Below are 11,955 nucleotides of genomic sequence, written 5' to 3'. Positions count from 1 at the left end.
GACCTAGTGCTTGCACGCCCCACACTTCAAGTCCAAGAAGCGCAAATAGGGGTTCACAATGGCAAAAGACGCAGCAAACTCTTCCGATCACGCGCTTGCCGCGCACCGCCCATGGCTGCTGGTTAGCTTGGCAGCGGCGATTGCCTATTACTTCCTATGGAACAATCCCATCGGCGGCGTCTGGCTGATTGCACTGAAGGGGGCGTGCGTTGGTTTTCTGGCGCTCTACGCGATGCGCCGCACCCGTGAGGTGAGGCAAAGTGTAGATGCCGCGCTGATTACCGTGTTCCTGGCCCTGTGCGCGGGCGCAGATATGGCAATTGAGCTGAGCTTTAGCGTAGGCGGTGCGGTGTTCTTCGCCGCGCATTTGGCAGCTATTGCTCTGTTCCTGCGCAACCGGCGGGAGAAAACGGTGCTCAGTCAAAAGCTGTGCGCGGCCGCTTTGCTTATTGGTGTACCCATCATCTCTTACCTGATCGCGAAAGACCCGCTTGTCGGGCTCTATGGTCTGGGGCTTGGCGCAATGGCAGCTTCCGCTTGGATTAGCCGCTTCTCCCGTTATCGGGTGGGGATCGGTGCTGTGCTGTTCGTGCTATCCGATATGCTGATCTTCAGCAGTATGGGCAGCATCGATCTGGGTTCGATACCCGATGTGGCGATCTGGCCGCTCTATTACCTGGGCCAATTCCTGATCGCGACTGGCGTGGTTCAGACCCTGCGCGGGGATCTGCCCAAATCCAACTAAGCTAGGGTAGGGCACCGCTCTGGTGGGCGCTGTATTATTGCGAGCACGCCAACGAGAAAGGGCCAAGCAAGCTCTCGCTCACCTGACCCCGAGTACTCGTCAGAACTTTGTTATTCCGGCGGGTCTTCGCCGATGTCATCATCGCTCTGCGGCGGGGTGTGCGGCGTGGTCTCATCATCACCGCCCCGGCGATCGACCATTTCCTCAGTCACCGCTTCTTCCGCGGCGTCCTCAGGCTCCTCCGTCTCGTCGATCTTCACCGCGCTGACGATCGTCTCGCCTTTGCCGACATCGAACAGGCGCACACCAGCGGTGTTGCGGCCAAGAACGCGCAAGGTATCGAGGCCGATGCGGATAAGCTTCGCCTGATCCGTGACCAGCATCAATTGCTCGCCCGACAACACAGGGAAGCTCGCCACAACTTGTCCATTGCGGGCAATGTTGTCGATATTGGTGATACCCATGCCCCCGCGTCCAATCCGGCGGTATTCATAGGCGCTGGAAATCTTGCCATAGCCATTGGCGCAAACGGTGAGGATGAACTGCTGCTTCTCTTCAAGCTCGGCAAAGCGTTCCTCGGTTAGTTCCGGCGAGCCTTCCCTGTCAGCCTTCCATGGCGCGAACTTGAGATATTGCTCGCGTTCTTCTGGTGTGGTGCCTGTCGCACCTAAGACTGAGAGCGATACGACCTCATCATCAGGCTTCAAGTTCATGCCGCGCACCCCGGTTGAAGTGCGAGAGGTGAATTCGCGCACATCCATGCCGGCAAAGCGGATTGCCTTACCCTGACGCGAAGCGAGCAGAACATCGTCCGTTGCATCGAGCAGAGCGACACCGATGAGCTTATCATCGCTATCGGCATCAAACTTCATCGCGAACTTACCGTTCGACGGGATATTGGTGAATGATCCCATCGAGTTGCGGCGCACGCGGCCCTTAGCCGTGGCAAACACAACCGAGAGCGCCTCCCAGCTCGTCTTCATCCTCTGGCAGCGGCAGAACCGTGCGGATCGTCTCACCGTCATCGAGCGATGGCAGCAGATTGACAATCGGCCGCCCGCGCGTCGCCGGGCCGCCTTCGGGCAGCTTCCAGACTTTCAAGCGGTAAACCTTGCCCGAAGTGGAGAAGAACAGCACCGGATTGTGCGTCGAGGTGACGAACATTTCCGAGATTGCGTCCGCATCCTTGGTCGACATGCCCGCGCGGCCTTTGCCGCCGCGATTTTGCGCGCGGAATGTGGAAAGCGGCGTACGCTTGATATAGCCGTCGTGCGTAACGGTGACGACCATCTCATCGCGCTCGATCAGGTCTTCATCATCGAGGCCATCCCAAGCCGGCGCAATTTCGGAAACGCGCGGCGTCACATAGGTCGCGCGCACTTCTTCCAGCTCTTCGCGCATCACCGCGTAGAGCTTTACCCGGTCGGCGAGGATCGCGAGGTAGCCTTCGATCTTATCGGCCAGCTCTTGCAGTTCGCCGCCGATCTCATCGCGCCCCATCGCCGTGAGACGGTGCAGGCGCAGTTCGAGAATGGCGCGAACCTGCTTCTCTGAGAGGGTGTATGTGCCGCCCTCCTGATCAGCCGTCGGCTCGATTGCTTCGATCAGACTGATATATTGCGCAATGTCGCCAATCGGCCATTCCTTAGCCAACAAGGTCGCCCGTGCAGCCGCCGGATTGGGCGCACCGCGGATCATCGCAACGACCTCGTCCAGATTGGAGACCGCAACCACCAGACCAAGCAAGAGGTGCGCGCGTTCACGCGCTTTGTTCAGTTCAAACTTGGTGCGGCGCGTGATCACTTCCTCGCGGAAGCTGATGAACGCCTGAATGATGTCGCGCAGCATCAACGTCTCTGGACGCCCGCCCCTGATCGCGAGCATATTGGCCGGGAAGCCTGATTGCGCCGGTGTGTAGCGCCAGATTTGGTTGAGCACGACCTCGGCGCTCGCATCGCGTTTCAGATCAACGACAACACGCATACCCTCGCGTGAGCTTTCATCGCGAATGTCCGAAACACCTTCGATCCGCTTGTCCTTGGCGGCCTCTGCGATTTTCTCGACCAAGCCGGATTTGCCGACCTGATAGGGAATCGAAGTGAGCACGATGCTCTCGCGGTCGCCGCGCTTCGTCTCAATCTCATGGCGGCAACGCATCAGAATCGATCCGCGGCCCGTCGTATAGGCGGATTTCGCTCCGCTGGTGCCTAAGATCAGTGGGGCCGTGGGGAAATCGGGGCCGGGGACATATTCGATCAGTTCCTCGGTCGTGATCGCCGGATTGTCTATATAGGCAAAACAGGCGTCGATCACCTCGCCAAGGTTATGCGGCGGGATGTTCGTCGCCATGCCAACCGCGATACCACCGGCGCCATTGACCAGCAGGTTAGGAAAGCGCGCTGGCAGAACCTGCGGTTCGGTCAATTGCCCGTCATAGTTTGGTTGGAAGTCGACTGTATCCTTGTCGAGATCGTCGAGCAGACTGTTCGCGACACGGGCAAGGCGCGCCTCGGTATAACGCATACTCGCAGGCGGATCGGGATCCATCGAGCCGAAGTTACCCTGGCCATCAACCAGCGGCACGCGCATGGACCAATCCTGGGTCATACGGGCCAGCGCATCATAAATCGCGCTGTCACCATGAGGGTGATAATTGCCCATCACGTCGCCGACGATCTTGGCGCTCTTACGATAGGGCTTACCAGCGACAAAGCCGCCTTCTTGACTGGCGTAGAGAATCCGCCGGTGCACCGGTTTCAGCCCGTCGCGCACGTCTGGTAAAGCGCGGCTGACGATCACGCTCATCGCGTAGTCGAGATAGCTCGTCTTCATCTCATCGACGATGTCGATGCGCTCAAATTCTTCCATTGGGGTCGGGGGCGTTAGGGTTTCGCTATCGTCGCTCAATGTAGGGCCATTTCTGTGGTTGCCGTATCAGGTATTAATAAGCCTCGTAGCTTACGCCTCAGCACGGCGTTTCGCCACCTTGGAAAGCGAGGAAGCAGGCCCAAACGCCCGGTTTTCCACACCTGACACGGGTGAAGGGCGAGGGGAGGCAGTCCCGTCTCATTTCGGCGCAAGTAAAGAACCATTCAAAGGCCATTCAGGCGCCATAGGCTAAGCCATAATTGCAAAACTGCCCGCCTGCGTTAATGGCGTTAGACAGACATGAATCACCAGCGCGATAACACGCGCCACACCCTAAATTGTTTCAGGAGAGACGACATGCGGATTTTTAACATGGGCAGCGCTCGTAAAAAGACCGGTTCACACCTCGCGCTTGCGATTGCACTGGCAACCGGAACGGCCGTAATTGGCTCGACCGCGTTCGCCGATACCGCTCATGCGCAGGACAAAAAGAAGAAGAAAAGGAAAGAAGAGAAGGCGCAGTATTCTGAAGAGTTTATCGCGGCCTACACACCGCTTAACACCTCGGTGAACGAGGAAGGTGCGGACGTCGCATCGCTCAAGTCGCAGCTCATTTCTTTGGGTTCTTTGTCAATCTCACCGGATGAAAAAATCGCTGCAGGCGGCTTGATTTACAACGCCGGTGCGAAGACGAGCGATCGTTCGCTACAGATCCAGGGCATGGAATTGATGCTGCAAAGCGGCAAGGTTGAAGCTGCCAATCTCGGGCGTTTCAACTTCATCGCCTATCAGCTGAAAAATGCCGAAAGCCAGTTTGCCGAAGCGCGTCCGTATCTGCAGGCCGCAATCGATAACAATTTCACCACGGACACGGTAACCTTAGCTGATCTTCAGATCGCTATGGCAGAGAGCTTCTTCTCCGAAGAACGCTACCGGGATGGCTTGTCCTATCTCAACAATGCAATCGCCAATACCAAATCGGCTGGCGGTACGGTGAATGAGCAATGGTATCGCCGCGGTCTGACCGTTGCATACAACAATGAAATCGTTCCAGAAGTCTATGACATCGCAACCGCTTGGATTGCCGATTATCCATCAGAAACGAGCTGGCGTGATGCAATCAACCTTACCCGTAATCTGAGCGATTATCAGGGTGGTGAGATGCTCGACCTTATGCGGCTGGGCCACAAAGTGAAGTCGCTGCAGAGCAAGCAGGACTACATCGAATATATCGAAGCAGCGGATGCCCGCCTGCTGCCGAAGGAAGTATCTGATCTTATTGAAGAAGGTTATGCCAGCGGCGTTGTGAGCCGGGACGACATTTATGTCGCTGACTCGCTTCAAATCGCTAAGGGCCGGGTCGCGTCAGACCGTTCTGACCTGCCAGCATTGGAGCGTGATGCCCGCGCAGCCGGCGCTGGTCTGCGCACGATCAAGGCCGCCGGTGATACCTTCCTGAGCTACGGCGAACATGCCAAGGCCGCTGAGTTCTTCCAAAAGACGCTGGGCATGCCCGGTGTTGATACGGCGGAAACTCTAACCCGCCTGGGCATCGCGCAAGCTGGCATGGGCCAGTATGACGCAGCGAAAGAGAGCTTTGCCAAGGTCGAAGGCCCGCGTAAGCCAATCGCGCAATTGTGGGCCGCTTATGCTGGTCAGAAATCCTCGCCTGTGGCTCCTACTACAGCGACGGCTGCACCAGCGGACACGCTTGAAGCACCTGCAACAGGCGGCTAATCCTGCACAGGATTGTTGCACAGAAATGAGGCGCTGCGGCCCAAGTCGTGGCGCCTCATTGCATCATATGAGCGGTCAGCGGAGCCGTTTGACGATGGGTTGGTTGTCTGGCCCGCGTTCGACATCAAAATTGCCGAGCGAACGGAACAGGTCGGATAGGCTTTTGAACCCGTAATTTCGCACATCGAAGCTGGATCGATTGCCGGCGATCTGGCCGACCTGTTGTAGTCTTGCGTAGCCTTTATCATCACGCTTCGCTTCAGAATAGGCCGCAGTGATCAATTCGATCAAATCCTCATCGACCAGTTCGGTTTTCGTTTTGGAATCGCTTTCACCGCCATTCGATTTCTCGTCAGCATAGGTCGATATCAACTGCTGGATATCGATAAAACGCGTGCAGACCGACTTAAAGGCGTCAGGCGTTTTCGCCTCGCCAAAGCCATAGACGAGTATCCCATCCTGGCGCAGGCGCGTGACCAGCGGCGTAAAATCGCTGTCAGAGGTCATAATGCCAAAGCCATCAACCTTGCCCTGATTGAGCAGATCAATCGCATCAATCGTCATCGCCATGTCAGTGGCGTTTTTGCCTTTAGACACATCGAATTGCTGCTGAGGCCGAATACCGAATTTGTTGGTGAGGTTACCCCATTTCTTCAGGTTATCCTTCGCGAAATTGCCATAGGCGCGGCGGATATTCACTTGACCCAGCTCGGCCATAACGGTCAGCACAGGGTCGATGCCCTGCGGGGTGGTGTTGTCTGCATCAATCAGCAGAGCGATGTTTTTCAATTCTGTATTAGACATGCAACGTTAAATGGGCGCGCAGGGCAGGGGGTACAAGCGCTTAATCTGCGCAGCTGTTCACGCGAGTGCTTCGAAATCGCCTGTTTCCTCGTCCAGCGAGTACAACACGCCATCAGGAATGGCGAAGTGCGCGCCGCGCAATTTCAAATGGCCAGCATCTTCTGCTTCTTTGACGAAGGGATAGGAACGCAGGTTGGCTAAGCTCTGCCGAACAGCAGCCAGTTCCATCGCACGTTCCGCATCTTTCCCTTCGCGCCCCAATGCCCGGCCAATCGCTTCTGCAGGTTCGCTAAGGTGTTCAAGCCAACCGGATAGCAATCCGCCGCTCCCCGGCTCCGTATTGTCGAAAGAGTGCGCCAGCGCGGCCTTGCAACCACCGCATCTACCGTGGCCCATCACAACCACCTGCTTCACTTCGAGCATTCTCACAGCGAACTCGATCGCTGCGGGTGCTTCGGGTTGGTCAGCGGCCTTTTCAAACGGGGGCACAAGCGCGGCGACATTGCGCAAAACAAAGATGTCGCCGGGATCAACGTCAAAAATCTGAGCGGGGTCCACACGGCTGTCGCTGCAGCCAATGATCATCAGCTTTGGATGCTGACCCTCAGCGACGGTTTGGTCAAACCGAGCCTGCTGGCGGGGGTATATCTCTTTACGAAAACGCTCATAGCCTTTTAAAAGTTCTGCAAATTCAGGCATTAAAAGCGCTCCCCTCGAATAACCTCCACATCCCACATCGATAGGATGAAGCCATATTTAGTCAGTTCTGGTGCCAGCGCCTCTGCCAAAGCCTGCGCTTTGTCTTCGGCGGCAATAGTGAGCACGAAAACTTTGTCTGTGCCCATCACCCGCTCTTCGCGCCAGCGCCCCTCACGTCCTTTGCCGGAGCTTACTGGAACCACTGTCCAACCGGTGATTTCCATCCGCTCAATCTCATCGGTAACCCGCTTGAGAAGGGCGGTATCGGTGAGGATCTCAATCCGCTTGCGAATGACGGTTTCAATCATGGAATTGCTCCTACGCTGCCCGGATTACCCGTTAGAGCGCTCGCCAGCATGCTAATCAAGCCGATATTGATCAGGATGTTGAACGGGAAGGTGATTGACAGCGACATGGTGAGGTAAATCCCCGGATCCGCCTCTGGCAGGGCAAGCCGCATCGCGGCTGGCACCGCGATATAGCTGGCACTGGCGCACAGCACGCCGAGCGCTGCAGCGGAGCCGACATCAAGCCCGCATGCGGCCGCCGCCGCGGTACCAATCGAACCGTTGAGCAGCGGCAGGCCAATCGCGATCACCACGAGCCTCCAGGTGATCGCACGGGCGTCCATCATCCGCCGCGCCGCGATCAGGCCCATATCGAGCAGGAACAGGCATAGCACGCCCTTAAATCCAGCCTCGAAGAACGGCGCAACTTCGCCAAATCCTTTTGCGCCGGAAATCATGCCAATGGCGAAGGAGCCCAGCAGCAAGACGACCGATGCGTTGAAGAACACCTCGTGTAGCAAATCGCCGGTTTTCTGCCCGTCTTTCGAGCCCATCCCGCGCGCCAATAGCAAGCCGGTAAGGATCGCTGGCGTTTCCATCGCGGCCATCACCGCCACCATATAACCGCCCGGTGGCTTGCCCTGCGCCTCAAATATCTCAACCGCTGTCACAAAGGTGACCACGCTGACCGAGCCATAATGCGCCGCGACCGCGCCGGCATTGATCCGGTCGAGCTTTGCAAAGCCCTTCAGCGCGATATTTGCGATGAACGGCATCAGGAAACTGGCCGCTATCCCTAGGGCCAAGGCGATCAAGACGGTCGAATCGATACCCGATTTAGAAACGGCCACGCCGCCCTTTAGGCCAATTGCCGCCATCAAATAGAGCGACATGCCCTTCGCAATCGCCTCTGGAATGGCGAGGTCAGAGCGCGCAAAGGCCGCGAGCAACCCGAGCACAAAGAACAGCACCACGGGAGATGTAAACGTCTGAAGAGTGGCTGCATCCATGACGCTACGGCCTAGAGGCGACGTGCAATTCTCACAAGCCACGTTGCATCCGCCATACACAGGCATTTCGGGCCATTGCGAAGGCGCAGCGCATTGCCTAAGTGGGCAGGCATGAACGACCTAGCGAACACCCCTGGCAAGACCCCAGAACGCCCGCCGCGCCAGCGCAAACCGGATTGGATCCGCGTTCGCGCGCCTGTGAGCGAGGGTTATCAGGAAACGCGCCGCATGATGCGCGAGCTCAACCTCAACACCGTGTGTGAAGAGGCAGCATGCCCGAACATCGGCGAATGCTGGAGCAAAAAGCACGCAACGGTTATGATTCTGGGCGATGTGTGCACCCGCGCCTGCGCGTTCTGCAATGTCAAAACCGGAATGCCGCGCGCGGTTGACCCGCTGGAGCCAGAGCACACCGCTATTGCAGCGGCGAAGATGGGGCTGGAGCACATTGTCATCACCAGTGTCGATCGTGACGATCTGCCCGATGGCGGCGCATCGCAGTTCGTAAAGGTGATTGAGGCCCTGCGCCGAACCACGCCCGACACCACGATTGAGATTCTCACCCCGGATTTTCGCGGCAAAATGCGCCCGGCGGTGGAGGCAATTTGTGCCGCCGGTCCCGACGTTTACAACCACAACCTGGAGACTGTGCCGCGTCTGTACCCCACCATTCGGCCCGGCGCGCGCTATTACGCTTCGCTGCGCCTGCTCGAGGAGGTCAAATCTCACGATCCGATGATCTTCACCAAGTCCGGCATCATGCTGGGGCTGGGCGAGCAACGCCTCGAAGTGCATCAGGTGATGGATGACATGCGCAGTGCGGATGTGGATTTCATGACCATGGGCCAATATCTGCAGCCAACGCCGAAACATGCCGCGGTAGAGGAGTTCGTCACGCCTAAGGCGTTTGGCGCCTATGGCTCAATCGCCCGGGCAAAGGGCTTCCTGCAGGTTGCCTCGACCCCGCTGACCCGCTCCAGCTATCATGCAGGTGAGGATTTCGCCGAGATGAAAGCGGCAAGGGCGGAAAAGTTCGCAAAGCAGGCCAAGCGCCAAGCGGATACGCTCAAAATCTGATGCCGGGAATTCGCGAAACTCGCAGATTGCCATACAGCGCGGAGCAGATGTTCGATCTGGTCGCGGATGTAGGCCGATATCGCGAGTTTCTGCCCTGGGTTATCGCCACGCGGGTGCGCTCCAACAGCGAGACCGAAATGGTCGCGGATATGGTGGTGGGCTTCAAGAGCCTGCGCGAAAGCTTTACCTCGCGCGTTCATAAGGAGCGCGCGAAGCTGATCGATGTGCATTACATGGATGGCCCGCTCAAAGACCTCGACAACACGTGGACTTTTCGCGCCATGGATGATGGCGGCTGCGAGATCGACTTCTCAGTCGATTTTACATTTAAAAACCGCATGTTCGAGGCGATAGCCGGACAGTATTTTGACCGCGCGTTTCGGCGTATGGTTGAGGCTTTTGAACAGCGCGCAGCCGCGCTTTACGGCAGCAGCAATTCGAGCGCCACCAGCGCCGCCTGATGGCGGATCGCGGCGCGATCTTTCACATCAAAGTGCTTTAGCTCGCCCTCTGGCTCGCCATCGGAATTGCGGATGGCGCGCGCGAATACGACCGTACCAACCGGCTTTAGCTGAGTGCCGCCGCCGGGGCCGGCAACGCCGCTGATCGCGACTGCGCAGTCCGCATTGGAATTCTTGAGCGCGCCCTGAGCCATGGCCCACACACAGGCGATGGAAACCGCACCAAAGGTCTCGATAATATCCTGCGCCACATCGAGCGATTCCATCTTGGCCTCGTTCGAATAGGTCACAAACCCGCGATCGAGCACAGCAGAAGAGCCCGGTATCTCGGTCAGAGCCGCCGCGACGAGGCCGCCGGTGCAACTTTCGGCCAGCGACAGCACACGGCCAGCGGCTTTGTTCTCATCAACAACACGCTGAGCCAGCGCGATGATATCATCGGGCAGCAGGCTACCAGTCATTCGTCACCCGTATATGGGCAGACTTCGGGGTCTTTAAGGTCAGCCATATCGGCAATAAAACTCACCAAACCGCCAATATTCTCTGGCGGTAAAGGCGCAACCAAGGACATGCCGCGCTCCACCTTTGTGCAGTCCGCCGGTTTGATTGATCTAGCGATCTGCTCAACCAAGACAGCATCAATCAGAGGCCGAAAAGCGCTCATACTTTCGGGATCGCTAGAGTTGAGCAATCCGGCCAATGGATTCGCTTCGCCGCCTTCGCTCGCCATTGTCTTGTCCATGAACACACCGAACATGCGCGACATGCCGGGCCAACTGCGCTCTTGCAGGCGCGCAAATTTCGCGGTGAAGGCCGCGCCTTCGGTGGCCCAAAAGCCATCGGGCGACAGTTCGCTCGCGCAGGTCCGGTCGAGCGCCTGGCTCACCAGCGGCATCGCATAAATCGCCGCATCGCTGAGGTCCGCTTGATCGACGCAGGGCGCCTGAGCCTGCGCAACTTGGGCCTGCATCAATGCCGCGGTGGCCAGCGCAAAAGCGGCCGCTTTGGTGAATGTGCGTTTCATATATCTGTCCTTCTAAGCGCTGGTATACAGGCTGATGATAGCCTGCGCCGCGATACCTTCGCCGCGACCGGTAAAGCCCAGCCTCTCGGTCGTGGTTGCTTTGATACTAATGGCGTTTTCTTCCAGACCCGTCATCGCGCCCACCGCCGTGCGCATGGCCGCGCGGTGAGGGCCGATCTTGGGTGCCTCGCAAATGAGGGTGAGGTCGATATTGCCGAGCGCAAAGCCGGCTGCGCCTGCCAATTTGACCGCATGCTCCAGAAACTGCGCAGAGCGCGCTCCGGCCCATTGCCGGTCGCTGGGCGGGAAATGCGTGCCGATATCCCCGTCGCCAATCGCGCCCAGCACAGCATCGGTGATCGCATGCAGAGCGACATCGGCATCGCTGTGGCCGGATAAACCTTTGTTATGGGGTATTTGCACGCCGCACAGCCATAATTCCTCGCCTTCGACCAGACGATGGACGTCAAAACCCTGACCTACCCTGAATGGCGCTGAATGTGCGTTCATGAAATCCTCTGCGAATGTGATCTTTTTGAGGCGTTCGTCCCCTTGGACAAGGGCGATGCTGCCACCGTTCTCGGTCAGCACCTGCGCATCATCGCCAGCGGTTTTTGCGCCATCCCATACGCGGTGGGCGGCGAGGATATCAGCGTAGCGGAAGGCCTGAGGGGTTTGCACCCGGCGCAAAGCCTCACGGTTGGCCTTACCCGCCATCATATTGCCATCACCAGCCACCGCGAGGCTGTCGACCACCGGAAGCGCCGGAATGGCGCCCGAATGGTCTGTCAGCGCCTCTAACAGGCGGCGGATCACTTCATTCGGCAGATCAGGACGCGCGGCATCATGGATCAGCACAGTCTGCGGCCCGTCAGAGGCCAACGCCTCCAGCCCATTGGCGACCGATTCCTGCCGAGTTGCACCGCCGCTAACCAATTCGATCCCGCCAATCCCGGCGAGCGCTTCCTCGGCCAGTTCACGGGTACCCTCGGCCAAGACCACCACAATCGGAGCTGCCCCCGCAGCGGCCAAAACCTCCACCGAATGCCGGACAAGCGGTTTTCCGCGAAACTTGCGGAACTGTTTCGGCAGTTCACCGCCTGCGCGCAGGCCCTTGCCAGCGGCAACAACAATCGCAGCGAATTGGGGGAGGGTGGGTTCATCACTCATATGGTCCAGCGCGCTTAAGGTCTGGACGGAATTTGCGCAATCCACTATGCGCTGCCCAAATTTTAGGCACAAT

Annotated in this window: 11 protein-coding genes and 1 pseudogene; 4 read left to right on the top strand and 8 right to left on the bottom strand. The window is 58.0% G+C overall.

Annotated features, from left to right (window positions below; translation table 11 throughout):
• Nucleotides 1-58 precede the first annotated feature (58 nt).
• Complete coding sequence (locus AC0V6M_RS12195) at nucleotides 59-745, top strand: lysoplasmalogenase family protein (RefSeq protein WP_486139077.1); 687 nt, start codon at nucleotides 59-61, stop codon at nucleotides 743-745.
• Nucleotides 746-855: 110 nt separating this feature from the next.
• Here the strand turns inward: AC0V6M_RS12195 and gyrA are convergent.
• A pseudogene (gene gyrA, locus AC0V6M_RS12190) lies at nucleotides 856-3,613 on the bottom strand (DNA gyrase subunit A).
• A 357-nt stretch (nucleotides 3,614-3,970) separates the two neighbouring features.
• On the opposite strand from gyrA, the gene AC0V6M_RS12185 reads away from it, so the two are divergent.
• Nucleotides 3,971-5,350, top strand: a complete 1,380-nt coding sequence (locus tag AC0V6M_RS12185) for a hypothetical protein (RefSeq protein ID WP_486139076.1) — start codon at nucleotides 3,971-3,973, stop codon at nucleotides 5,348-5,350.
• Nucleotides 5,351-5,425: 75 nt separating this feature from the next.
• On the opposite strand, the gene AC0V6M_RS12180 is transcribed toward AC0V6M_RS12185, so the two are convergent.
• Genes AC0V6M_RS12180 through AC0V6M_RS12165 form a run of 4 tightly spaced genes read right to left on the bottom strand, consistent with a single transcriptional unit; the run spans nucleotide 5,426 to nucleotide 8,150 of the window.
• Nucleotides 5,426-6,154, bottom strand: coding sequence for an NYN domain-containing protein (locus AC0V6M_RS12180; protein ID WP_486139075.1), 729 nt, complete (start codon nucleotides 6,152-6,154; stop codon nucleotides 5,426-5,428).
• Nucleotides 6,155-6,211: 57 nt separating this feature from the next.
• Complete coding sequence (locus AC0V6M_RS12175) at nucleotides 6,212-6,853, bottom strand: carbonic anhydrase (protein ID WP_486139074.1); 642 nt, start codon at nucleotides 6,851-6,853, stop codon at nucleotides 6,212-6,214.
• Nucleotides 6,853-7,161: a P-II family nitrogen regulator gene (locus AC0V6M_RS12170; RefSeq protein WP_486139073.1), complete on the bottom strand. Its 309-nt coding sequence runs from the start codon at nucleotides 7,159-7,161 to the stop codon at nucleotides 6,853-6,855. Before AC0V6M_RS12170 ends, AC0V6M_RS12175 begins: the two co-directional genes overlap by 1 nt.
• Nucleotides 7,158-8,150, bottom strand: a complete 993-nt coding sequence (locus AC0V6M_RS12165) for a sodium-dependent bicarbonate transport family permease (RefSeq protein ID WP_486139072.1) — start codon at nucleotides 8,148-8,150, stop codon at nucleotides 7,158-7,160. The genes AC0V6M_RS12170 and AC0V6M_RS12165 overlap by 4 nt, the downstream gene beginning before the upstream one ends.
• A 111-nt stretch (nucleotides 8,151-8,261) precedes the next feature.
• On the opposite strand from AC0V6M_RS12165, the gene lipA reads away from it, so the two are divergent.
• Both lipA and AC0V6M_RS12155 read left to right on the top strand, forming a co-directional pair.
• The gene (gene lipA / locus AC0V6M_RS12160) at nucleotides 8,262-9,227 is read left to right on the top strand and encodes a lipoyl synthase (RefSeq protein WP_486139071.1); all 966 of its coding nucleotides are present in this window, start codon (nucleotides 8,262-8,264) and stop codon (nucleotides 9,225-9,227) included.
• Nucleotides 9,227-9,688: a type II toxin-antitoxin system RatA family toxin gene (locus tag AC0V6M_RS12155; RefSeq protein WP_486139070.1), complete on the top strand. Its 462-nt coding sequence runs from the start codon at nucleotides 9,227-9,229 to the stop codon at nucleotides 9,686-9,688. Before lipA ends, AC0V6M_RS12155 begins: the two co-directional genes overlap by 1 nt.
• Here the strand turns inward: AC0V6M_RS12155 and AC0V6M_RS12150 are convergent.
• The 3 genes from AC0V6M_RS12150 to AC0V6M_RS12140 are packed head-to-tail and all read right to left on the bottom strand — an operon-like array spanning nucleotide 9,649 to nucleotide 11,882.
• Nucleotides 9,649-10,149, bottom strand: coding sequence for a CinA family protein (locus AC0V6M_RS12150; RefSeq protein ID WP_486139069.1), 501 nt, complete (start codon nucleotides 10,147-10,149; stop codon nucleotides 9,649-9,651). The two genes, AC0V6M_RS12155 and AC0V6M_RS12150, sit on opposite strands and share 40 nt — an antisense overlap.
• Nucleotides 10,146-10,712 carry a hypothetical protein gene (locus tag AC0V6M_RS12145; RefSeq protein ID WP_486139068.1) on the bottom strand — a complete coding sequence of 189 codons (567 nt, stop codon included), beginning with the start codon at nucleotides 10,710-10,712 and terminating at the stop codon, nucleotides 10,146-10,148. Before AC0V6M_RS12145 ends, AC0V6M_RS12150 begins: the two co-directional genes overlap by 4 nt.
• Nucleotides 10,713-10,724: 12 nt before the next feature.
• A complete protein-coding gene (locus tag AC0V6M_RS12140) occupies nucleotides 10,725-11,882 on the bottom strand; it encodes a bifunctional 2-C-methyl-D-erythritol 4-phosphate cytidylyltransferase/2-C-methyl-D-erythritol 2,4-cyclodiphosphate synthase (protein WP_486139067.1) in 1,158 nt (385 codons plus the stop codon).
• Nucleotides 11,883-11,955 lie beyond the last annotated feature (73 nt).

The organism is Erythrobacter sp. JB3-1, assembly GCF_057364995.1.
This window is presented reverse-complemented; position numbering and strand designations above follow the sequence as displayed.

What these genes read in the sequence shown, in the direction of transcription:
- AC0V6M_RS12195 (WP_486139077.1), top strand. Translation starts at nt 59, where the DNA reads ATGGCAAAAGACGCAGCAAACTCTTCCGATCACGCGCTTGCCGCGCAC.
- AC0V6M_RS12185 (WP_486139076.1), top strand. Translation starts at nt 3,971, where the DNA reads ATGCGGATTTTTAACATGGGCAGCGCTCGTAAAAAGACCGGTTCACAC.
- AC0V6M_RS12180 (WP_486139075.1), bottom strand. Translation starts at nt 6,154, where the DNA reads ATGTCTAATACAGAATTGAAAAACATCGCTCTGCTGATTGATGCAGAC.
- AC0V6M_RS12175 (WP_486139074.1), bottom strand. Translation starts at nt 6,853, where the DNA reads ATGCCTGAATTTGCAGAACTTTTAAAAGGCTATGAGCGTTTTCGTAAA.
- AC0V6M_RS12170 (WP_486139073.1), bottom strand. Translation starts at nt 7,161, where the DNA reads ATGATTGAAACCGTCATTCGCAAGCGGATTGAGATCCTCACCGATACC.
- AC0V6M_RS12165 (WP_486139072.1), bottom strand. Translation starts at nt 8,150, where the DNA reads ATGGATGCAGCCACTCTTCAGACGTTTACATCTCCCGTGGTGCTGTTC.
- lipA (WP_486139071.1), top strand. Translation starts at nt 8,262, where the DNA reads ATGAACGACCTAGCGAACACCCCTGGCAAGACCCCAGAACGCCCGCCG.
- AC0V6M_RS12155 (WP_486139070.1), top strand. Translation starts at nt 9,227, where the DNA reads ATGCCGGGAATTCGCGAAACTCGCAGATTGCCATACAGCGCGGAGCAG.
- AC0V6M_RS12150 (WP_486139069.1), bottom strand. Translation starts at nt 10,149, where the DNA reads ATGACTGGTAGCCTGCTGCCCGATGATATCATCGCGCTGGCTCAGCGT.
- AC0V6M_RS12145 (WP_486139068.1), bottom strand. Translation starts at nt 10,712, where the DNA reads ATGAAACGCACATTCACCAAAGCGGCCGCTTTTGCGCTGGCCACCGCG.
- AC0V6M_RS12140 (WP_486139067.1), bottom strand. Translation starts at nt 11,882, where the DNA reads ATGAGTGATGAACCCACCCTCCCCCAATTCGCTGCGATTGTTGTTGCC.